The organism is Pseudomonas sp. EA_105y_Pfl2_R69 (assembly GCF_963970915.1).
Taxonomy (GTDB): Bacteria; Pseudomonadota; Gammaproteobacteria; order Pseudomonadales; family Pseudomonadaceae; genus Aquipseudomonas.
Genome location: NZ_CAXAOO010000004.1, coordinates 461,886 through 483,726, shown reverse-complemented (window position 1 = coordinate 483,726; position 21,841 = coordinate 461,886). Strand labels below are relative to the sequence as shown.

Sequence of the window (21,841 nt, the reverse complement as noted above, 5' to 3'; positions counted from 1 at the left end):
TTACGCCTCAGTGCACGGAGCCTGAGGCGCGGCGTTCGTGTACCAGCGCCAGTGCGCGCTGGGTCATCTGGTCGAGCAGGCGGTCGCGCTGTTTCTCCGCTTCGCTCATGGCCTTCTTGCCGTGCTGCTTCAGCAGGTAGGCGTGGATCTGCCGCACTTCCTTGGACTGGAAGATGGGTGCCAGGTCCTGCACCGCCAGCATGCCGTCCGAGCTGTAGTCCCTCGTGCTCATCAGCACTTGCGGCCCGTGCGCCGTCAGCACCTGAAAGCCCATGGCCTCGAAAGTCGCTACCTTGCCGGCCACACAGGCCAGTTCGGCATGCGGGTGGCGCGCGACCATCTGTTGCAGCATGGCGCGGGCGATACCGCGCCGGCGCTGGTCAGCCTGTACCGCCATATAGACCAGGGTGCAGGCGTCGGGATCATCCTTGGCGGGCAGGTACAGAGCAAAACCCAGCACCAGGGAAGGGTCTTGATTGTCCAGTGCGAGGATCAACCGTGCGCTGCTGTCCACGGCGCTGTCCATCGCCTGCAGGTACAGGTGCATCTCGTAGCCGATCACGTACTGGTACAGCTGGTAGAGCGGATTACTGGGCGTCAGCGAAACCGGGCTGATGTCGCTGAAGTAGTCCACCACCATCTGCAGAATCTGGCTTTTCAGTGATTCGGGGGGCGGGGTGTCCAGGTGTACAAGGGTGAACATCGTCAGTCTGGCTCCGGGCGTGCGCGAGTGGGCGGCATTGTAACGCGCCCGGGTTTGATCCTAGCCACGCGTCAGTGAGTATCTGCACGGGGCTGGCCTGGCTTCGACTATGATGCGCCACCTTAAAAAACTGCTCGCCATCATCAGGTCACTATGTCAGTTAATGCCCTCTATACCGACCTGTCTGATTATTACGATCTGATGTGCGCCGATATCGACTACCAGGCGCAAAGCCACGCTATCCACCGGCTGCAGCAGCTGTTCGGTAACGCCGGCATCAGGCACCTCGATCTGGCCTGCGGCACCGGGCCGCATGTGCGTCATTTCATCGATGCCGGCTACACCAGCAGTGGCCTCGACATCAACCAGCCCATGCTGGACAAGGCCGCTCTTCGCTGCCCGCAGGCGCGCTTTTCCCTGCAGGATATGTGTGGTTTCACCCAGGCCGAGCCGCTGGACCTGATCACCTGTTTTCTCTATTCCATTCATTACAGCGGCGGCATCGACAGGCTCATGGCCTGTATCGCCAGCGTGCATGGCGCGCTGGCCGTCGGTGGAGTGTTCTGCTTTAACGCCGTGGATAAGCACAGGATCGACAACGCCTTGTTCGTCTCGCACAGCGCCAGGCACGCTGAGGCGTTGTTCAGCTTCAGTTCCGGCTGGAACTACTGTGGCGCTGGCGAGCAGCAGTCATTGCGGCTGCGCATTGAAAAAACCAGCGCCGATGAAACCCAGCTGTGGCACGACGAACACCCCATGGTGGCGGTGAGCTTCGTCGAGCTGCAGGCGCTGTTGCAGCCCTACTTCGAGGTGCATGTGCTGGAACATGACTACGAGAAGCTCATTCCCTGGGATGGGGCCTCAGGGAATGCGCTGTTTGCCTGCGTGAAAAAATAGCGCGTTGATCAGGCCAGCATCCGGCGGCGACTCATTGTCGCAACCTCTAGCTCTTAGACCCTTCGACAAATCGCCCCAGACCATCGGCTTTTATGTAGCCCAGCAAGCGCGGGCGACCGTTGCTTTTGTCTACGGAGACAAACAGGGCGCTGGTGTATTCGCTGTCATATTCAGCGCCTGAGGTATTCAGGGCCTTGGCCACGCTATCGATGCAGCCGCTGTGGGTGACGAGCAGCAGGTTACGCCGGGCTTGCTTATGGTTGAGCATGTTTTGCTCCAGGCTTTTGCGGCAGCCCTTCAGCCAATCCTGAGTGGCGATGTTGATATCGAACATCGACGCCGCGGTTTGTACGGTGCGCAGCAGTGGGCTGGAGAAAATATCGGAGTTGCTCAGGCCTAGGGCTTTGAACGCGTCGCCAACGTCATCGGCGGCTTCGCTACCGGCAATGGTGATGCCCTCATCGTCACCAAGGCAGGGATTGCTGGAGCGGTCGCAGCGTTCGGCGTGGCGTACCAGTACGACAAGCTCGCCCTTATCCCAGCTGGCAAACAGGCCGGACTCATCCATGTGGTTGTCTTTACCCAAGTCCACAACCGGTTCGGGTTGTAGCGCCAGGGTCAATAGGCTGGCGAGTGCCGCGATGGCCGCCAGGAGCACCAGCAGGCGTTTATTGCGCCACAGGGCATGCAGCGGTGTCGGCGCAACAGCGGTTGCGCCTGCAGGGGTATTGGTTGGCATTGAGCCGCTCCATAAGGGTCATCAACAACGGAGCGGCAGGTGCTTGTCCCTGCGATGCCGCAAGCGTGAGTAACTCTGACCGCAGCGGCTTAACAAACTGTGACGGTGGTCTGCAGAAGTCTGTTGCAGCATGTGTGCACCACGCCGATAGCGCCTGCGTTTGCCTGTGGCCGCCGCCGCTTAAGCTGCGCGCCTACAGGCCCGTAAGCGCGCGGCGCAGACCGTCGGTGTTCAGGCCGGCTCTGCTGTGCGGTTTACCTGCAGCGTTCGCTGCAGTTGCGCCACCAGGGCATCGACCTGGTCCATGGCTTGCGCCACGGACTCGGCCAGCAGCTCACCGCCGACTTCCTGGCCCTCGATGGCAATCTGGTGCACCTGGGTAATGCCGATAAAGCCGAGGGCGGTGATCAGGCTGGGTTCCAGATGGTTCATATGCGCCATCGCGCCGCCAACGCCAAAGCCGACCCCGCCTCGGGCCGAGAGAATAACGGCATGCCGTGGACGGTCGGCGAGCATCGGCACGTAAGGGTCGAGTAGGTTACTTTCGTCGATCTCCACGGTTCTGCCGGCACGCACGACCTGATCGACCCAGGCTTTGAGCGCGGCCGGCATGCCGAAGTTATAGAGCGGCGCGCCGATCACCAGCACGTCTGCGGCAATCAACTCATCGACCAGTTGGTCGCTTTCGACCAACGCGTCCTGCATCCACGGCTCGCGCTGCTGCTCCGGGGTAAAGGCGGCGGCGATCCAGTCATGGTTGATGATCGACGGCGGAGTCTGGCCGATGTCGCGGTAGGTGAGGCTGTCTTGCCCACGACGGACCAACCATTGGCTGACAAAGCGCTGCGTGAGGTTGCGGCTATGCGAGCCGTGTTGATCCTTGCCGGCGAGGCCGGGGCGGGCACTGGCATCCAGGTGCAGAATGTGCGGCATGTCGAGTCTCCTTTCGAAGTTGAATTCATCTGTAATTCGTAGCAACCTCAGGCTAAGTCCAGTCGTTAGGCGCGACAAACGACGATTATTTTCAGGTATGGATGAGAGAGGTTCATGTATGGCGCAGCGCTGGCTACCTTCGCTTTCAGCCCTGCGTGCTTTTGAGGCGGCCGCTCGCCACGAGAGCGCCAAGCAGGCCGCAGAAGAACTCTCGGTCACCGCGACGGCGATCAGTCACCAGATTCGGGCGCTGGAAGAGTCGCTCGGCGTCGCACTGTTTCTGCGCAAGCCACGCCAGCTCGAACTGACCGCCCAGGGGCGCGAGCTGCAGCAGGTGCTGGAAAGCGCCTTCGAAAGCATCAGCGCCACGGCGGTACGGCTCAGCGCGGTGCCCTGTCGCCAGGCCATTACGCTCAGCACCACGCCTGCGGTGGCGGTGCGTTGGCTGCTGTCCTGGGTGTGCATGCTGCGCGAGGCCCATCCGAATATCGACCTGCGCATCCACGCCTCCCATGAGCCGGTCGCACTGGATGGCGTCACTGCGGATGTCGCCATTCGCTATGGCGACGGTCGCTGGCCGGGACTGGTGGCCGAGAAGCTGTTCGACAACACTTTTATCCCGGCCTGCAGCCCACACCTCGGCTTGCACGATGCGACCGAGTTGCCCAAGCATTCGCTGATTCACTTCCGCAATCAGGCCGCTGTTTCTTCACCCCTGGATTGGGCTCTGTGGCAGAAGGAGGCCCAGGTGCCGGGGCTGGATGTCGGTGCCGGGCTGGTGTTCTCCGACGAGACCCATGCCGTCTCGGCCGCCGTCGGCGCGCAGGGCGTGGCGCTGATGAGCCGGCAACTGATCGAGGATGAGTTGCGGGAAGGACGGCTGGTACAGCCCTTTGGCCCGGAACTGGAAGGCAAGCCGTTCTTTCTGGTCTACCCGGAAAACCGCAAGCACGACCCGACCATTCAGGCGGTGCGCGATTGGGTGATGGCGGTGCCGGGTGGGCTGTGTACGCTTTAGCTATGCAGGGTGGATGACGCTTTATTCATCCACCGTTGGCGGGGCTGGTTATCCGGCTACGCGCTAAGTTCGCTGGAGCACAGACGCCAGCCCAATACTGAGCGCACAGTGAGCTGTCGTCCTCCATGGAATCGGGCAAACCGCCAGAGCATTTCCCGGGGCGTCGCACTGGAGTCAATCATATGAGTACTTTCAAACTGCTATTTACCGGCATCCTGCTTTCCACCCTGGGCCTGAGTGGTTGCTCGAATATGTCCCATCAGGACAAGACCACCGCTGGCGGCGCAGTGATTGGCGGCGCGGCCGGTCACTTGTTATGCGGCGGCGTGGTGTGCACTGGGGTTGGGGCCGCAGTGGGCGGGGTGATCGGTCACGAAGTTGGCAAAGACGATAAGAAAAAATAGGTCGAGTTTGGGCTGTTGCATAAAGCCATCCGCCTTTACGGCGGCTCACTTCTGGCCGGCACCCTAAAAGTAGCGTCGTAGGATGGGTTGAGCGTAGCGATACCCATGCAGTTTGGGGTGGTCAGAAGTGCTGGTTGACCGCCGTATCGGCTGTGCCTCGGTGTGTGGTTTGGTCATCAAGGTGGACAAGCTTCGCCTTGTCCACCCTACAGATGGCCGCCACGCGAAGCGTTTTCCACCCTTTACCATCAAGATCGCCGGCGTTGTGCTGGGTATCGCTGCGCTCAATCTGCGCGCCCGCCCCATCCTGCGAATCTGCCCTTTTGCGGCAGATGATGGGCAGGCACTGTTGATGATTTACTTGGGTGCACTGCTGAAGTAGTTTGAGATGCACTCTTTAACAGGGGTTATCGAGATGATTGGCAAGTTACTTTCGACGGGTTTCAGTTTGGCCACCTTGCCCGCCCGGCTGACGTTTCGCAGCGTCCGCGCCTTGGCCATGACGCCCGCTGAAGCCAGCCGTCTGCTGGCGGACATGCGTGAGGCCTCGGATCAGGCGGTGCACGAACTCCAGGGACTGTTGGCCAGCGTCGATGCAGAGATGAGCCACAAGGCGGCGCATCTGAGCGCTGCCGACAAACGCCTGGCGGCCGAACTGGCCCTGCGCGCCGCCGAACAACACTTGAGCATGGCCGCGATCAACATCCTGCGGGCTGTCTGGCTGACGCTCAACGCGGCCCCAAACCTGCCGCCCGCCGAGCCTGATAAGCGGCTTGAGCAGGCACGTAGCGACTAAACCCGTGCGACGCCTTCCATTGGCCATCGCCCCAAACGAAGCCCCACAGCAGCTTGGCCGCGATGCTTTGGCCTTTTGCTCTGCCGTCCACAAATCGCCCAAACAACGCGGTCCCTGAATCCCGTCAGGAGGCCGAGCGTAGCGAGTAAAGAGAAAGTGACTCGCCATAAGGGCGAAACCAGTAGAGGCGGGCAGTGGAGAAAATAATCCTCTTTTTCCCGTTCCCGTGGGGACGCGTGGGGGCGATCCAGTTGATCCTCAGTCGCGCTCAACTTCGCACAGGAAGTTCTGCAGAACCTTCCGGCTTTGGGCCAGTTCCGCTGCTTTCTGATCGGCAATGCGGATTTGCTCGTGCAGGACGCTGCGCAACTCATCGCATGGCTCGAACGCGAGACCTTCCCCTCTCACGCATGGCAAGAACTTCAAGATGGTCGCCAGAGTCATGCCGGCCGCGCCAAGCAATCGGATGCGCTCGACGGTTCGCAATTCCTCTGGTGCGTAATCGCGGTACCCGCTTGCGGTGCGCTTCGGCTTCAGCAGCCCTTCGGTTTCGTAATAACGAAGCATTCGTATGCTCACGCCAGAACGCTTGGATAGCTCACCTATTTTCATCGCTTCTTCCGCCTTGACTCTGACAGCACTGTCAGGGTCGATGATAGGGGCTCGATCAACTGAGCACCATCAGGAGCTACTTCATGGCGATCCATCCGCATACGTACCTTTCCTATATCAATGGACATCCTGCTACCGCTTCGCAATTGAACCCTCTGGCTTTCGCGGGGTTTGCTCACTTCACGGCGATGCAGGTGAGAAGCGCCAAGGTCAAGGGGCTGGATCTTCACCTCAACCGTCTGCGCAATGCCTCCCTGGAGTTTTTCGGCCGGGCACCGTCCGATGAGCTGCTGCGCTCATACATTCGGATGGCGATTCAAGAGGGGGCGAGAGATCAGTCGCTGACGGTCACCGTTTTTTCACCTCACGGCGAATTCATTGCAGATAGCATGAATGTGGAGCCTGTCGTGTTTGTCCGTACAGCAGCCCCATCCGCTGGGCCGGAAGGTCCGTTGCGGTTGAGCGCCATTGAACATCAGAGGCCTCTGGCTGCAATCAAGCATGTCGGTGAAGTTGGCAAAACCTATTACCTTCACCAGGCCATACGGCAGGGCTTTGACGATGCGGCTTTCGTGAATGAGCGCGGGTGTTTGAGCGAAGCCACGATATGGAATCTGGTCTTCTGGGATGGCGACGCAGTGATCTGGCCCAAGGCCGATATGTTGAAAGGCACCATGATGGGCATCGTTCAGCGTCAACTTGAACGCCTTGAGGTGCCGCAGCGCCACGAGTTCATCACTCTTGAGCGCCTGAAAGAGTTCTCCGGCGCAGCTGTGATTAACTCATGGACGCCGGGGATTCCAGTCACCGCCATTGCCTCCCATACCATTGAAGAGGCCAGACCGTTTATCGAACTACTGCACAAGGCCCACGAGGCTGAATCGGCCGAGTTCCCCTGAAAGTACTCAAGACGAAAAGGGGCGATTTAGTAGATGAGTCTGCCTCCTTTTCGGCGGACAAGCTGCGCGTTGTCCACCCTACAAATGCCCACCACCGCGTAGGGTGGATGACGCTCATTTTCATCCACCATTTGGTGCAGCAGTTATCCGGGCTAGTCGCTAGGTCAGTGGTGGCCCTTCGTGACGACGCTCGAGTTGTGCCGGCGCGCATTCTCTGTGGTTGCTTCCCCTGTTTTTGAATGCTCGCCCAAGCTCGTGTCTATTTAGTTGGCCTGGCGGTAGTAGGTATCCCATAGCTTGTTGCGGAATTTGTTGGTTGGGTCGACGCGCTTTTTCAGGGCGAAGAACTCCTCGGCGTGGGGGTAGGCGGCGAGGAATTGTTCGCGGCTAGCGTGAATTTGATAAGGCAGGTAGTAGCTGCCCTGGTGGGCGATGGCCAGGTCGATCAGTTGTCGCGTCCAGTCGGCGACGACGGCGCGTTCGCTTGGCGAGACGCCTTGGCGGTAGTAGAGCACCAGGGCGAAGGTGTCACCGCGCGCCCAGGCCAGTAGGGTGCCAGGGTCGGCTTTGGCGTGGCGGATGGAGATATTGGCGACTTTGACCTTGTGCTGTTTGAGCACATCTTTCATCCCTGTGACAAAGCGCTGCAGTTGGGCTTCTGGAACGAAGTACTCCTGCAGCACATAGCTGTAGTCGGGCCCGGAGATGGGTTGTAGTTCGCGCACATCCAGGCTGGCTTCGTGGTTACGCCATTGCACCTGTGGCCGGTTGAGCAGCAACGGGTCGACCAGACTTTCGCGCATTTTCGCGCCGCCATTGCTGCTGGCCACTGCCAGCGCGGCGCGCATGGCTTTGTAGTCGCGGTCGTTCGGCACCAGGCGTTCTGCGACCGTCAGCGGTGCATCCGTACGCAGGTAAGACACCGCACGAACACTGTCGTATTCGTCGGTATAAAGAATGCCGTTGTGCATCACCATATCCGGGTTGCCGCTTACCTGGCTGGCGAAGAACTGCGCATATTCGCTGAGCGGCATCAGTTGCGTTTGGCGCATCAGCTTGCTGTTCTCGACCAGCGGCAGGGTGGCTTCAGCGATGACGCCAAGCCCGCCATAGCCACCAATAGCGCCATAGAACAGTTCGCTGTTGTGTGTTGGGCTGGCCTCCACCACTTGGCCGTCGGCCAGCACCAGGCGCAACGAATGTACACCAAGCACCAGCGGGCCCTGGCCGACATAGCGGCCATGGGCGTTGACACTGAGTGCGCCGCCGACGGTGAAGTTGGCGTAGGACTGCATGATCTGCGGCGAAAGGCCGTGAGGGTCGATGTAGTCGAGCACTTCGCGCCAAGTGATGCCGGCTTGCACGCGGATTTCCCGGCGCTCTGCGGAAAATTCCAGTACCTGATTGAAGCGCCGCATGTCCAATTGCAGGGCCTGCTCGGTGGCGGTCTGCCCGCCCATGCTGTAGCGCCCGCCGCCAATGGCAATGGGGCCGGAATGCCCGCGCACGGCTTCGACGACTTGCTCCAACTCGGTAGGTGCCAGCACCTGCGCCACCTCGATGGGATTCATACCGCTGATGTCGTTGACGGTTTCGCCGGCGTGCACGGTCTGGCACACGAGCAGGATAAGGATGGGGACGATGCGCATGGAGCTTCCTTGTTCGCGGTAGAGAAATGCATATTTTGGGCGATTCAGTGCTTCGCTTGAGTGCTCAAGTAGACGCTATCAATCGTGGCCTGTCCCCGTTTGTGCCCAGGCATTGTGATGGCTATCGCTGCGCTCAACCCAGCCTGCGAGGTATTGCGCGAGCGCTGCTCGACAGTCGTTGCAACAACGCATGCTCACACAACCTGAAGAGCAGGTAGCAGACCATGGCCAGCAGCGCGATCAGCGTTAGTTCGCCAAACTGCAGTAAGCCGCCGCTCATCAGCGCCAGCCAACCATGCCTGACGATAAAGGCGGCATTGCTGCTGAGTAACTGCACCAGGTCGATAGTGAGATAGCCAAAAACCAAAAAACTCGCCGTCATAAGCAGGAAGCTAACCAATAGATGACGGTGTAACCATCGATAAAAAGAACTGGAAGTTGCCATGCTTCCTCCCGTTGTGCGGGCAATTGGATTGGGCAACCTTGCCGCCGGCATGGTTATGCCATTGCGGCAAGGGCGTACAGGAAATGTAGCTTAGGCGGGGAGGGCGGGGCGGGGGCAGGATGATGGGTTGAGCTGCGCGATACCCGTGCGGTCGATTGCATGCTTGATGGGCATCGCTGCGCTCAATCCATCCTACGAGCTCAGCTATCTCGGGCGCTTATGGAGCCCTTACCCTCCCAGGCGTTGTGGCGGCCTGTTTATTTGAGGCAATTTGGCCGGGAGACGATATAACTCAGACGCCAGCCCACAATGAGCACACACTGGCTTTGCGTCCTCTATGGAATCGGGCAATTCGCCAGAGCATTTCATAAGGCGTCGCATTGGAGTCACGCACATGAGTATTTCTAAACTGTTGTTCACCGGCCTTCTGCTTACCACCCTGGGTGTGAGTGGTTGCTCGAATATGTCTCACCAAGACAAGACCACGGTGGGTGGTGCTGTGGCGGGCGGTGTTGCCGGGAATTTGCTATGCGGCGGAGTGGTGTGCACAGGTGTCGGTGCGGCGGTCGGCGGGGTGATTGGTCACGAAGTTGGCAAGGACGATAAGAAAAAGAATTAACCGAGCAGCGTGGTGGCCGCGAGGCTTGCTGCGTGAATTCGCCGCTTAATAATTGTCTGGTCGAGTAGAGATATATTCCAGCCCCGTTTTTCTCTAGGCAATAAAAAGGGTGCCCAATAGGCACCCTAACCATAAAAGACCCTTAATGTCTGCGCAGAGTCATCGCGGCGTCAGAGCCAGGTCAAGCCTATGCTGATGATGATTCCGGTAATCACCAGCAGCATCAGGCAGTAACCCATGATGTCTTTTGCCTTCAGCCCGGCAATAGCCAGTACGGGCAACGCCCAGAAGGGTTGTAGCAGATTGGTCCAGGCATCACCCCAGGCAACGGCCATCGCAACACGGGGTATGCTCGCCCCCAGCTCCTGAGCCGCAGGCAACATGACGGGTGCTTGAACAGCCCATTGCCCGCCACCGGAGGGCACGAAGATATTCACCACCCCGGCGCTGATAAAACTCCAGAACGGCAAGCTTTCGGCCGTAGCTATGGACACAAATCCAGAAGAAATACTGGCTGCCAGCCCCGAAGCGGTCATCACACCCATGATCCCGGCATAAAACGGAAACTGGATAACGATGCCGGAACCGCCTTTCACCGCTTCGTTCAGGCTGTCCAATAACCGGCGCGGGGTCTGGTGCAAAATGATCGCCAGAAACAGGAACATGAAGTTGACGATGTTCAGGTTCAGGCCACCGTCGTTGAGAAAATACTGAAAGATAAAGGCAAGGCCACTGAAGCCCACTAGCCAGGCAAGAATCCGGCTGTTTTCCAGGTGCTCAGCAGGACGGGTAATAGTGAACTGGGTGTCGGGTTGATCATCCAGTACCTTCGGGTCTACATAGACACTGTCTTCTGCGCTGGGCAGCATCAGGCGATTGACTGCCGGCACCACAATAAACAACGCGACCACGATGGCCAGGTTAAAGAAAGCGAAAATGGTTTCGCCGGTGCCAATGACCCCAATCACGCTTTCGCTGAAGTGCCCATCGGTGGCGATGACGAGCGGAATTGAACCGGCCAGGCCGCCGTGCCAGACGATGAAGCCAGAGTAGGCGCTGGCAATCAGCAGCGGATAATGCACGCGGATCTGGCGAGCCAGGGCCTTGGCAAACAACGCACCCACTACCAGGCCAAAGCCCCAGTTAATCCAGCTGGCGATCAACGCCACAAAGGTGACCAGAACAATCGCCTGCCCCGGGGTTTTCGCGAGGGCTGCCAGGCGGTTGAGGATGTTCCGAACCAGCGGTGTGCTGGCCAGCATAAAGCCGGTCACCAGCACTAGCAGCATCTGCATCGAGAAGCTCAACAGGTTCCAGAATCCCTGCCCCCACATTTCGATAACCGCCATCGGCCCATGGCCTTCAACAATAATCGCGGCAGCAAAAGCCACCAGAGTGAGTATCAGCACGAATATAAAAGGATCAGGCAGATATCGTTCTACCAGCTTCACAAAGGGTCTGGCTGCACGGTCAAGCATATTGAATTTCTCCATTATTATTAATTTGGCATTGGAGTTTTCCGGATGACATGCGTCGGAGCAATGCCACTCGAAACTGAGTCTGATGTATTACCAGACCCGGGATAGAACCTAACTACTGCGGGATTGGTTGTCTCTGTAATATCTTGAATTAGTGCTTCAAGGCGGAGTTGTGACGCCGCGGTGGCGGATCTTGGCGATCAGGTTTTCCGGAATTGCGCACAGGCCGAAGCCTCCGGCCAGGACGGATATGTCGTCGATGAGACCGGCCAGGGCCTCCTCGTAGCGACCTACACGCTTGTCGAGTCCACTCATGCTGCTGCGTCCTTGTAGGTGTCGGGTCGGCAATCGTGCTGCCAAGAAGCGAGGCAGAGCTTCTCTTGTGTAGACTGATTTGTTAATTTTGTTTTTCTTTGCGATTGATAACTTAAGTAAATAAATATTCGTCAAGCAATGCGTGTCTTTCGGGGCGCTTTCTCTTTGGTTACTTTCTGCGCGAGTGAAGAGATACGCAGCGAAGCGCAGTAACAGCCGAAGGCTGAGCGCAGCGAGTCAAGTAACTCGCCGTAAGGGCGAAAAGGGTAAGCAAGGTTAGCGATAAGTCGTGGTCTTTCCCCGATCTAACTCACTGGATAATTCACTCCGACCCCTTTAGCTGGCCCCTTTAGCTTGTGCTTGAGCATGATTACCAGCGGATCACCCCCGTGGGCTGGGGTGTCCGGGATGCGTTGTTCGCCTGCGTGAAGATCTAGCGTCTGGAGTCATAGTGTGGGTGGGCCGCTTTATGCTGCAGGGCGCTGCCGATAGTTTGTTGCGGACGTGTTTGCTGGGGGGCACTTTGTAACGGACCAGTTCCGAACGATGGCACCTACCCTCCATCCGTGCCAAGATTTGCCGGTAGATATGCGAGAGACTTTGCCATGGAGTTGCAGAAAATTGGGCGTGAAGCCTTGCATCTTCCGCAGACGGAGCGGGTACAGCTGATCCAGCGTTCAGTTTTAAGGCTGGAAGTGCTCTCGGAAGAAGCGCTTCGATCAGAGTATAACTTCAGTGTTCCTCTCCAATGGGTTACCGAAAAAATCTGACATTTTTAGGTTTTGCTGATACCTGATTCTGTATGAAGTAATCAAGTTACGCAAACGCTGTACAGCGTAACTATCAGTGCGGCGTGCGGCGTGGAGTTATCTGGCGTAAATATGCCATGTTTAATCCTTGATGAGAAAGTATTCAGTTGCAGGGTTATTGTGATTTTAGTTAAGTGGGTTTTATATTTCAGTATTGGCCGTGTTTGATTTTGAGGGGCTTATGATCAATCAGCTGCAGGAAAAAAATCAGCTTTCGATGCTGGCGGTGCTTGGTGCGATTTCCATATTGGGTGTTTCTCCATTTGTGCTTATTCGTTATCAAGAAGCGAACTTCACTGCAATGCTCATTGATGTGCTGCTGATTCTAGGCATCATAAGTATTGTGGCCTGTGCGTATTTTTTTAAAAAAATTCGAGCGGTGAGTGCAGTGGCCGCGGTGTTTATTAACACCGGTGCAGTTGTCGTCGCTATTAATAACGGGGTGGATGGTGTGTTGTGGGTTTACCCCGTATGCGCCAGCACGTTTATTCTAGTAAGGCCGATTGAGGCTCTGTTTATAAATACAGTCACCGGTGCGGTGGTAGTGGCTCTGGCGGGTGTGTTTAATATTGTCTCGCTTAATTCCTTTATTATTACGAGCATGATGTTGTCAATGAGTGCGTATGTGTATGCCAGTCATGGTTTGAAGCAGTTTAATTTGCTGGAGACCCTGAATACTATTGATCCTTTGACGGGGGCATTTAATCGCCGGTCGCTGCATTCGGGTATGGAGGCTGCGTTATCCAGTGCAGAGCGTAATGGGACTCAACAGTTATTGGCTATTGTGGATTTGGACCACTTTAAGGTGGTGAACGATAAGTACGGTCATGCTGTTGGTGATCAAGTGTTGAGAGATTTTGTCGCCATTACTATGGCTAACATTCGAAAATATGATCGGCTTTACCGGTTCGGTGGAGAGGAGTTTGTTCTGCTTATTCCAGAGGTCAGCCTTCAGCAGCAACAGGCGTGTATCAACAGCCTTAGAGCGACCATCAAAAGCAATCTGAAAACGCCCGACGGTAAGGAAGTAACGGTGTCATTTGGCGTGGCACCTTGGCTGCCGGGGGCAACGGCTGATACCTGGCTGAAACGCGCGGATGAAGCACTTTATTTGGCCAAGGCGCGTGGCCGTGACTGTGCGGTGTTCAGTGACGATTCTGCGGTAATCGTTTAACGCGTTTTTGGCTATCAGAGGATTGATTGAGTAGGGTGGATGACGCTCTTTTCATCCACCACTGCGGAGGTTGTCCGGTTACAGATTCACTCACCATATCCAGTATCGACCTGCTTCGGCTCAACGCACCAATCTGCGGAATAAACCCCCATGGCCACGGCTCGGTGAAAGCTCGAATAGGGCCAGTCCGCCAGCCGTTCGACATACCCATGCTTGAGCGGGTTGAAATGGATGTAGTCGAAATGGCGTTGGTAATCCTGTTCATCGCGGATCAGATGTTCCCAATAGCGCCGCTGCCAGATGCCGCGCTCGCGCCTGCGCTGTTGATTGACGGTGCGCTCCTCAGTGATTGGCAAGCGTTTGGCGAAGGCGAATTTGATGACCCTCCAGCGCAGGGCAAATTCGGCATCGCCTGGCGGTAGCGTCCACATGCAATGCATGTGTTCAGGCAGCACCACCCAGGCATCGATATGAAAGGGATGTCGCAACCGCGTCGCGCGTACCGATTCGCGCAATAGATCGATTTCTCTGGTCAGCAGATTGCTGCTGCGGTCACGCAGGTTGACGGTGAAAAAGTACGTGGCCCCGGGTACGCGGGCGCGGCGGTAGTTGGGCATGGCGGCTCATCCTTGAGCGTTTGGGTATTTGAACCATGGTGGACAAGCTTCGCGTTGTCCACCCTACGGATACCGAGCGTAGGGTGGATGACGATCTTTTCATCCACCAATTGGTGCTGCGGTTGTCCGGGCTACTTGCTGCGTGGGTACGACCAAAGTATTTCCATCATGGGTAGGTCCTACCTTGCTTTATTCGCCTGATTTCACAATGGCCCGAATAAATCTGGATGGGATTTGGATGGTGCGTTCCTCGTCGGTGCGGAGTATCAGGTTTTCACCCAGTGACCAAACGACGTGGACCTTTGTCTGTGCGCAGCTTTCGTCCAGCCGTAGTTGTTCCGGCACCGCCCCGTCGCAGTAGCTCTGCTCCAGCAAGAGTGTCTCGGCTTGGTAGTTCCCGAGCCCCAGGGCGCGCACCGTTTTGTCTGGCAGGGTGGTGAGTAGCCCGCTGTAGCCGGCAATCCCTAGGGCGAAGAATACGGAAAAGTGCAGTGCCGCATTCCAACCTGCGATAAAGAGAAACGAGCACATCGCCGCTATGAATGAGATGGCCAGCATGACAGCGATATAAACCAGCCACTTCCAGGCACCAATATTGAACCCTTCGATGACCGGCGCAGTTTGCACCAGCATGACAGTGATAAACCCACCTACTGCCATGACTGCTACATCCGCGGCCCATAGATAGCGAAGGAAGCTGAACGGCGGTAACCCAAAAGCGGCTTGGACGATTAGGCCGGCGATCAGGCTGACCAGAACTGGCATCAGAAAGAGCGATAGAACAAAGAGTTTCGGGGCAAGGATGACAACCGTCAGCAGACCGGCCGCACAGGCCAAGAAGGGAAGCCAGTACACCAAACAGCCCAGCTTCAGGACCCACCAGACCCGCTGGTTATCGAGATAAGGGCGCGAGTACCGCAGCTCGTCCTTGATCGTCTTGTGCTCAAGAAATTGGCTGAAAATCCAGGGGCCCGGAAGGAACAGCGGCACTACCAGGGCTCCGATGATGGCAAAGCCAATGGCCGCAGCAGCAAGCAGCAAAGAAGAGAACTGGAACAGGTCGAAGCTGGGGTAGAAATGGTTGCGGTAGAAATAGAAGACGAATATGCCGAAGCCGAAGAGCGGCGGGGCGACCTTGGCCACCAAGGAAAAGTGCCGACGGAAAAAGCCGTTAGATAGCTCAAGTGCCAGATCAAACCAATCGGTGTCCGTTGCCGGACGGTCAATCCATTTTTGTTGCATGTTCTCGTCCTTGGCGTTGTTCAAAAGCGGAAGTGTACAGAGGCTAAATCCGCAGCGCTGATTGTTCTTTCGATCGTCCACGCTCTGCATTGAATGCATTCCGAGCGGCATTCGGGAGAGTAGATGCGATTAACCGTTTGGGCAGTTCCGCAGGATATGCGCACATGCGCCGCTGCTGTGTTGTTCTCGGGGAATGGTTCCGCCTTTACGGCGGGTCACTTTTGGCAGTCGCCCCAAAAGTAACCAAAAAGTCTTGCCCCGGCATCCGGGTCTCGCTGCGCTCGACTCCCCTCGTTCCATCATTGCTCCAGGGGCACGCCGCGAAGGGCCATCCCTGGCCCATCGCGGCTCTCGCGGCATCCATGCCGCTCAACCCCTTCCACAACGATTCCATTCGGCCTGCTGATGGGGCGTTTGGCGTCGCCTGTGAGGGCGCGGATTGAAAGGCAAAAGCCTCGTGCGGTGTTGGTTGCTGTTGATGGTTTGTTTATCACGGTGGACAAGCTCCGCGTTGTCCACCCTACAAATTCCAATCACCGCGTACGGTGGATGGCGCTTTATCCATCCACCGTTGTTGCGGTTGTCCGGGCTACTTGCTACACCCGGTATGCCGGTGATCCGTAGGGTGGATGACGCTTTACCCATCCACCGTTGCGGTGGTTGTCCGGGCTACTTGCTGATGGGGCGTTTGGCGTCGCCTGTGAGGGCGCGGATTGAAAGGCAAAAGCCTCGTGCGGTGTTGGTTGCTGTTGATGGTTTGTTTATCACGGTGGACAAGCTTCGCGTTGTCCACCCTACAAATGCCAATCACCGCGTAGGGTGGATGGCGCTTTATCCATCCACCGTTGTTGCGGTTGTCCGGGCTACTTGCTCGCCAATGGGTGTGACGTAGAAGCAAATGGAATCCCAGTCTTCTGTGGAGTTGGTTTTGCTGTAACTGATCGCTTGGCTTGTGGCTTTTGTTGTTTGTGGTGCGCGTATATTTTTTGCAGGTGTGAGCTTTGTAGAGTTTCGTTGGATTTCCTCAATTAAAGTCTCTATTGACACGAGTGTTTCCGTGCCCGCAATTTCTTGAAGAAGACCGATGAATCTACAGTTAACGATGAAAACGTCTATGCATTCTTGAGTGTCACCAATGTCAGGGTGAGAGTCTCTTAATGAGTCGGAAAATACAGCGTGTGCTGGTAGTTTCTTTCCTCTATATATGTCGTATAGGGTTTTAAATGGGCCTATTTTTTCAATCGCACATTCGAAGCACTTTTCTATATATGGTATTGAGCCTTTTTCTTGGCTTGTGACTTCTCTTCCTTCAGCTGTTAGCTCTAAATAATCGGATGCATGACTGCCTTTAGTTAGGCCGTACTTTGCGGAGTTTGTCATTAAGTTTTGAGAGGCGCTTGATGTGGGGGATTTTACAATTGCCTTAAATAAGGTCAGTCGACTGACTTTTTCACCCGACGCATGCTCCTGAATGGCCTGTGCGAGAGGGAGGGATTGCTCAAATGTCCAGGCGGGATATATTCGGGCAATTCGGCTTTTTTTGGGCGTTACTGTTTTGCTTTCGACAGCTTTTTCGTCAGTCATAAAAATCTCCAAAAAAAAGCCCCGCACTAGGCGGGGCTTTTAGTCTTAAAGCGCCACCCCAAACATCCATTTCAGGTAAAGCGCTCTTAATCTCTTTAGTGAGTGACTGGAATCAATCCCAGCTCAACGCCCCACCAGTCTGATACTCAATAACCCGCGTCTCGAAGAAGTTCTTCTCTTTCTTCAGGTCCATGATTTCGCTCATCCATGGGAAGGGGTTGGTGGTACCTGGGTACTCTTCCTTCAAGCCGATCTGGGTCAGGCGACGGTTGGCGATGAATTTGAGGTAGTCCTCCATCATCGCCGCGTTCATGCCCAGCACGCCGCGGGGCATGGTGTCGCGGGCGTATTCGATTTCCAGCTGGGTGCCTTCCAGGATCATCTGGGTCGCTTCGTCCTTCATCGCGGCGTCCCACAGGTGCGGGTTTTCGATCTTGATCTGGTTGATCACGTCGATGCCGAAGTTCAGGTGCATGGATTCGTCGCGCAGGATGTACTGGAACTGCTCGGCGACGCCGGTCATCTTGTTGCGGCGGCCCATGGAGAGGATCTGGGTGAAGCCGCAATAGAAGAAGATGCCTTCCAGTACGCAGTAGTAGGCGATCAGGTTACGCAGCAGTTCCTTGTCGGTCTCGACGGTGCCGGTGGTGAAGGTCGGGTCGGAGATCGAGCGGGTGTATTTGAGGCCCCAGGCGGCTTTCTTCGCGACCGACGGAATCTCGTGGTACATGTTGAAGATCGCGCCTTCGTCCATGCCCAGCGACTCGATGCAGTACTGGTAGGCGTGGGTGTGGATCGCTTCTTCGAAGGCCTGGCGCAGGATGTACTGGCGGCATTCGGGGTTGGTGATCAGGCGGTACACGGCCAGCACCAGGTTGTTGGCGACCAGGCTGTCGGCGGTGGAGAAGAAGCCGAGGTTGCGCATGACGATGCGGCGCTCGTCGTCGGTCAGGCCGTCCGGAGTTTTCCACAACGCGATGTCCGCGTTCATGTTCACTTCCTGCGGCATCCAGTGGTTGGCGCAACCATCCAGATACTTCTGCCAGGCCCAGTCGTACTTGAAGGGTACGAGCTGGTTGAGGTCGGCGCGGCAGTTGATCATGCGCTTCTCGTCGACCGCGACGCGGGCGGAGGCACCTTCCAGTTCGGCCAGGCCTTCGGCGATGTCGAGTTGATCCAGTGCGGCCTTGGCGCGGGCCACGGCGGCGCTGTCGTCGGCGGCGATGGCGCGGGCTTCGACCGCGGCGGCACCGCCGACCTGGTCGAGTTTGTCGATGTTCATGTCCGCGACTTGTGCGGTGGTGTTGCTGGCAACGGCTGCGTCTGCGCCGTCTTCCTTATCGAATTCATCCCAGCTCAGCATGGCTTGGCTCCTGCTTGCGGGCCGGTAAAATAACCGGCCTGTATGGATATACAGTTACTTCTGATTATGTTCCGTTGCGTACAGCGCGCAAGGGCAAAACGGGTACCGCTGGTCGGGGGTGGGCTCTAGTAGCTGGCCGTTGCCCCGAGGCCCTCGCCGGTTAGGGCGGGGTTGGTAATTAGTGGGGAGGCTGGTGTTGCTATTTCCCCTCACCCTAGCCCTCGGCTTTGGCGTCCTGCGTCGCCCTACCTCCTGCATCCTTGCAGTTGTCTCCCCGGAGGGAGAGGGGCTGATCGTGTTGCAGTTCGGGCATTGAGGTGGCTTTGGGCCTGTTCCCCTCACCCTAACCCTCTCCCCAGAGGGGCGAGGGGACTGACGGTGTTGTGCTTTAGCTTTTGTGTCCACCGTTCGAGCGTGTAGCTGAGCGAGTAGTCGCCAGGCACCTGCTGGAGTGGAGCCCCTGAGCGTACGCATGTACGTGATGGGGGCCGCTCCGGCAGGTAACGCCGCGAATGCCGCTCAGCTCCACGCGCTGCCGAACACCTTACTGGCAGGCTTCGCAGTCTGGTTCATCAATGGCACAGGCTTTTGGCACTGGTGCCGGGCCTGCGCTCATTTCCACTTCCGGGGCCTTGGCCGGTGCTGCGCTGAGGCCATCGTTGCCACCATTGGATACCGCATTCAGCTTGCTGGTGCTGATGGTGGACTTCTCGGTGCTGGTCGCGGCCAGGGCACGGAGGTAGTAGGTGGTTTTCAGGCCACGGTACCAGGCCATGCGGTAGGTCACGTCGAGCTTCTTGCCCGATGCACCGGCGATGTAGAGGTTCAGCGACTGCGCCTGGTCGATCCACTTCTGGCGGCGGCTGGCGGCATCGACGATCCACTTGGTGTCGACTTCGAACGCGGTGGCGTAGAGGTCTTTCAGCTCTTGTGGGATGCGCTCGATCTGCTGTACCGAACCGTCGTAGTACTTGAGGTCGTTGATCATCACCGAGTCCCACAGGCCACGAGCCTTGAGGTCGCGAACCAGGTAGGGGTTGATCACGGTGAATTCGCCCGAGAGGTTCGATTTCACGTAGAGGTTCTGGTAGGTCGGTTCGATCGACTGCGATACGCCAGTGATGTTGGCGATGGTGGCGGTCGGGGCGATGGCCATGATGTTCGAGTTACGGATGCCTTTCTGCACACGGGCACGCACCGGGGCCCAGTCCAGGGACTCGGTCAGGTCGACGTCGATGTACTTCTGGCCGCGCTGCTCGATAAGGATCTGCTGCGAGTCGAGCGGCAGGATGCCCTGGCTCCACAGCGAACCCTGGAAGGTCTCGTAGCTGCCGCGCTCGTCGGCCAGGTCACAGGAGGCCTGGATGGCGTAGTAGCTGACCGCTTCCATCGACTTGTCGGCAAATTCCACGGCGGCGTCGGAGCCGTACGGGATGTGTTGCAGGTACAGGGCGTCCTGGAAACCCATGATGCCGAGGCCGACCGGGCGGTGGCGGAAGTTGGAGTTCTTCGCCTGCGGTACCGAGTAGTAGTTGATGTCGATAACGTTATCGAGCATGCGCACCGCGACCTTGATGGTCTTCTGCAGCTTGGCGGTATCGAGCTTGCCGTCGACGATGTGGTTCGGCAGGTTGACCGAGCCCAGGTTGCACACGGCGATTTCGTCGGCGTTGGTGTTCAGGGTGATCTCGGTGCACAGGTTCGAGCTGTGTACCACGCCCACGTGCTGCTGCGGGCTGCGCAGGTTGCATGGGTCCTTGAAGGTCAGCCATGGGTGGCCGGTTTCGAACAGCATGCTGAGCATCTTGCGCCACAGGTCTTTGGCCTGGATGGTCTTGAACAGCTTGATCTTGCCGCCGAACTGGGTCAGGGCTTCGTAGTACTCGTAACGCTCTTCGAAGGCCTTGCCGGTCAGGTCGTGCAGGTCTGGCACTTCGCTCGGGCTGAACAGGGTCCACTGGCCGTCGTCGAACACGCGCTTCATGAACAGGTCGGGAATCCAGTTCGCGGTGTTCATGTCGTGGGTGCGGCGACGGTCATCACCGGTGTTCTTGCGCAGCTCGATGAACTCTTCGATGTCCATGTGCCAGGTTTCCAGGTAGGCGCAGACCGCGCCCTTGCGCTTGCCGCCCTGGTTAACCGCGACTGCGGTGTCGTTGACCACCTTGAGGAAGGGCACGACGCCTTGCGACTTGCCGTTGGTGCCCTTGATGTAGGCACCCAGCGAACGCACCGGGGTCCAGTCGTTGCCCAGACCACCGGCAAACTTGGACAGCATGGCGTTGTCGTGGATGGCGTTGTAGATGCCCGACAGGTCGTCCGGCACGGTGGTCAGGTAGCACGAGGACAGCTGCGGACGCAGGGTGCCGGCGTTGAACAGGGTCGGCGTCGAGGCCATGTAGTCGAAGGACGACAACAGGTTGTAGAACTCGATGGCGCGCTCTTCACGCTGCTTCTCTTCGATGGCCAGGCCCATGGCCACGCGCATAAAGAAGATCTGCGGCAGTTCGAAACGGGTGCCGTCCTTGTGGATAAAGTAACGATCGTAGAGGGTCTGCAGGCCCAGGTAGGTGAACTGCTGATCGCGCTCGTGGTTGATCGCCTTGCCGAGTTTTTCCAGGTCGAAGGTGGCCAGCACCGGGTTCAGCAGTTCGAACTCGATACCCTTGGCGATATAGGCCGGCAGGGCCTTGGCGTACAACTCGCTCATCTCGTGGTGAGTGGCGCTGGTGGCGACACCGAGGAAGCCCAGGCCTTCGGCGCGGATGTTGTCCATCAGCAGGCGCGCGGTGACGTAGCTGTAGTTCGGCTCGCGCTCAACCAGGGTGCGGGCAGTCATCACCAGGGCGGTGCTGACGTCGCTCTGGGCCACGCCGTCGTAGAGGTTCTTCAGGGTTTCTTTCTGGATCAGCGCGCCGTCGACTTCGGCCAGGCCTTCGCAGGCTTCGCTGACGATGGTGTTGAGGCGGCCCATGTCCAGCGGCGCAACGCTGCCGTCGAGGTGGGTCACGCGCAGGGTCGGGTGCGGCTCGGCGATGCCGCTGGCGGCGTCGGCGCTCTTGCGCTTGGAGGTCTGGGCTTCGCGGTAGATCACGTAGTCGCGGGCGACTTTCTGTTCGCCGGAACGCATCAGGGCCAGTTCGACCTGGTCCTGGATTTCTTCGATATGGATGGTGCCGCCCGATGGCATGCGGCGCTTGAAGGTGGCGGTGACCTGTTCGGTCAGGCGCTCGACGGTTTCATGGATACGCGACGAGGCGGCAGCGGTGCCGCCCTCTACAGCGAGAAAGGCCTTGGTGATGGCAACGGTGATCTTGTCATCGGTGTACGGCACCACGGTGCCGTTACGCTTGATCACGCGCAGTTGACCCGGCGCGGTGGCGCTCAGGTTCTGGTTGTCATCGGCGGCCTGCGGCGCGTTGGCCTGCGGGTTCTCGCGGGAGGTGTCGGTTTGCATGAAAATCTCCATGTTCTGTATTTGTTAGTAGGACGCTTTACTGTCGATCACTGCGACGAACTGTCGTTCATTCCATTTCAACAACGCC

21 protein-coding genes and 1 pseudogene are annotated in these 21,841 nt (G+C 57.7%); 9 read left to right on the top strand and 13 right to left on the bottom strand.

Translation table 11 applies throughout. The annotated features are described in order from the left end of the window. Nucleotides 1–7 precede the first annotated feature (7 nt). A complete protein-coding gene (locus tag AACY13_RS14290) occupies nucleotides 8–703 on the bottom strand; it encodes a GNAT family N-acetyltransferase (RefSeq protein ID WP_339462239.1) in 696 nt (231 codons plus the stop codon). Between the two features lie 153 nt (nucleotides 704–856). Here AACY13_RS14290 and AACY13_RS14285 point away from each other — a divergent pair, with 153 nt between their 5' ends. After that, entirely contained in the window at nucleotides 857–1,600 is a 744-nt protein-coding gene (locus AACY13_RS14285; protein WP_339462238.1) for a class I SAM-dependent DNA methyltransferase, read from the top strand. 46 nt (nucleotides 1,601–1,646) lie between these two features. On the opposite strand, the gene AACY13_RS14280 is transcribed toward AACY13_RS14285, so the two are convergent. Both AACY13_RS14280 and AACY13_RS14275 read right to left on the bottom strand, forming a co-directional pair. Further along, nucleotides 1,647–2,339 (bottom strand): histidine phosphatase family protein, encoded by a 693-nt coding sequence (locus AACY13_RS14280; RefSeq protein WP_339462237.1) that lies wholly within the window; start codon nucleotides 2,337–2,339, stop codon nucleotides 1,647–1,649. Nucleotides 2,340–2,570: 231 nt separating this feature from the next. After that, nucleotides 2,571–3,272, bottom strand: coding sequence for an FMN-dependent NADH-azoreductase (locus AACY13_RS14275; protein ID WP_339462236.1), 702 nt, complete (start codon nucleotides 3,270–3,272; stop codon nucleotides 2,571–2,573). 118 nt (nucleotides 3,273–3,390) lie between these two features. On the opposite strand from AACY13_RS14275, the gene AACY13_RS14270 reads away from it, so the two are divergent. The 4 genes from AACY13_RS14270 (at nucleotide 3,391) to AACY13_RS14255 (ending at nucleotide 5,490) form a co-directional block, all read left to right on the top strand. After that, on the top strand, nucleotides 3,391–4,290 hold the full coding sequence (locus tag AACY13_RS14270) for a LysR substrate-binding domain-containing protein (RefSeq protein WP_339462235.1): 900 nt from the start codon (nucleotides 3,391–3,393) through the stop codon (nucleotides 4,288–4,290). 182 nt (nucleotides 4,291–4,472) lie between these two features. After that, entirely contained in the window at nucleotides 4,473–4,694 is a 222-nt protein-coding gene (locus AACY13_RS14265; RefSeq protein ID WP_339462234.1) for an osmotically-inducible lipoprotein B, read from the top strand. 127 nt (nucleotides 4,695–4,821) lie between these two features. After that, complete coding sequence (locus tag AACY13_RS14260; protein WP_339462233.1) at nucleotides 4,822–5,076, top strand: hypothetical protein; 255 nt, start codon at nucleotides 4,822–4,824, stop codon at nucleotides 5,074–5,076. A gap of 33 nt (nucleotides 5,077–5,109) precedes the next feature. Next, complete coding sequence (locus AACY13_RS14255; protein ID WP_339462232.1) at nucleotides 5,110–5,490, top strand: hypothetical protein; 381 nt, start codon at nucleotides 5,110–5,112, stop codon at nucleotides 5,488–5,490. Nucleotides 5,491–5,748: 258 nt separating this feature from the next. Here the strand turns inward: AACY13_RS14255 and AACY13_RS14250 are convergent, their stop codons facing one another. Further along, nucleotides 5,749–6,102 (bottom strand): MerR family transcriptional regulator, encoded by a 354-nt coding sequence (locus tag AACY13_RS14250; RefSeq protein ID WP_339462231.1) that lies wholly within the window; start codon nucleotides 6,100–6,102, stop codon nucleotides 5,749–5,751. Between the two features lie 83 nt (nucleotides 6,103–6,185). Between AACY13_RS14250 and AACY13_RS14245 the strand changes: the two genes are divergently transcribed. Then, nucleotides 6,186–7,001, top strand: a complete 816-nt coding sequence (locus AACY13_RS14245; protein WP_339462230.1) for an aminotransferase class IV family protein — start codon at nucleotides 6,186–6,188, stop codon at nucleotides 6,999–7,001. Between the two features lie 263 nt (nucleotides 7,002–7,264). Here AACY13_RS14245 and AACY13_RS14240 read toward each other — a convergent pair whose 3' ends face one another. Further along, nucleotides 7,265–8,650, bottom strand: a complete 1,386-nt coding sequence (locus AACY13_RS14240; RefSeq protein ID WP_339462229.1) for an FAD-binding oxidoreductase — start codon at nucleotides 8,648–8,650, stop codon at nucleotides 7,265–7,267. 133 nt (nucleotides 8,651–8,783) lie between these two features. After that, nucleotides 8,784–9,095 (bottom strand): hypothetical protein, encoded by a 312-nt coding sequence (locus AACY13_RS14235; RefSeq protein ID WP_339462228.1) that lies wholly within the window; start codon nucleotides 9,093–9,095, stop codon nucleotides 8,784–8,786. Between the two features lie 394 nt (nucleotides 9,096–9,489). On the opposite strand from AACY13_RS14235, the gene AACY13_RS14230 reads away from it, so the two are divergent. Further along, nucleotides 9,490–9,714: an osmotically-inducible lipoprotein B gene (locus tag AACY13_RS14230; protein WP_339462227.1), complete on the top strand. Its 225-nt coding sequence runs from the start codon at nucleotides 9,490–9,492 to the stop codon at nucleotides 9,712–9,714. Nucleotides 9,715–9,884: 170 nt separating this feature from the next. Here AACY13_RS14230 and AACY13_RS14225 read toward each other — a convergent pair whose 3' ends face one another. Together AACY13_RS14225 and AACY13_RS14220 are read right to left on the bottom strand one after the other, a co-directional pair. Beyond that, a complete protein-coding gene (locus AACY13_RS14225) occupies nucleotides 9,885–11,192 on the bottom strand; it encodes a short-chain fatty acid transporter (protein ID WP_339462226.1) in 1,308 nt (435 codons plus the stop codon). Between the two features lie 174 nt (nucleotides 11,193–11,366). Continuing rightward, nucleotides 11,367–11,507, bottom strand: a pseudogene (locus tag AACY13_RS14220) (succinyl-CoA--3-ketoacid-CoA transferase); the annotation flags it as partial. A gap of 605 nt (nucleotides 11,508–12,112) precedes the next feature. Between AACY13_RS14220 and AACY13_RS14215 the strand changes: the two are divergent. Both AACY13_RS14215 and AACY13_RS14210 read left to right on the top strand, forming a co-directional pair. Then, nucleotides 12,113–12,277 (top strand): hypothetical protein, encoded by a 165-nt coding sequence (locus AACY13_RS14215; RefSeq protein WP_339462225.1) that lies wholly within the window; start codon nucleotides 12,113–12,115, stop codon nucleotides 12,275–12,277. A 220-nt stretch (nucleotides 12,278–12,497) separates the two neighbouring features. Continuing rightward, entirely contained in the window at nucleotides 12,498–13,490 is a 993-nt protein-coding gene (locus AACY13_RS14210; protein ID WP_339462224.1) for a GGDEF domain-containing protein, read from the top strand. An 86-nt stretch (nucleotides 13,491–13,576) separates the two neighbouring features. Here AACY13_RS14210 and AACY13_RS14205 read toward each other — a convergent pair whose 3' ends face one another. From AACY13_RS14205 to AACY13_RS14185, 5 genes are all read right to left on the bottom strand, one after another. Beyond that, nucleotides 13,577–14,107, bottom strand: coding sequence for an REP-associated tyrosine transposase (locus tag AACY13_RS14205; RefSeq protein WP_339462223.1), 531 nt, complete (start codon nucleotides 14,105–14,107; stop codon nucleotides 13,577–13,579). 189 nt (nucleotides 14,108–14,296) lie between these two features. Beyond that, nucleotides 14,297–15,439 carry a hypothetical protein gene (locus AACY13_RS14200; RefSeq protein WP_339462222.1) on the bottom strand — a complete coding sequence of 381 codons (1,143 nt, stop codon included), beginning with the start codon at nucleotides 15,437–15,439 and terminating at the stop codon, nucleotides 14,297–14,299. Between the two features lie 741 nt (nucleotides 15,440–16,180). Continuing rightward, a complete protein-coding gene (locus tag AACY13_RS14195; RefSeq protein WP_339462221.1) occupies nucleotides 16,181–16,933 on the bottom strand; it encodes a hypothetical protein in 753 nt (250 codons plus the stop codon). 112 nt (nucleotides 16,934–17,045) lie between these two features. After that, on the bottom strand, nucleotides 17,046–18,296 hold the full coding sequence (locus AACY13_RS14190) for a ribonucleotide-diphosphate reductase subunit beta (protein WP_339462220.1): 1,251 nt from the start codon (nucleotides 18,294–18,296) through the stop codon (nucleotides 17,046–17,048). Between the two features lie 544 nt (nucleotides 18,297–18,840). Next, complete coding sequence (locus AACY13_RS14185; protein ID WP_339462219.1) at nucleotides 18,841–21,753, bottom strand: ribonucleoside-diphosphate reductase subunit alpha; 2,913 nt, start codon at nucleotides 21,751–21,753, stop codon at nucleotides 18,841–18,843. Between the last annotated feature and the right edge of the window lie 88 nt (nucleotides 21,754–21,841).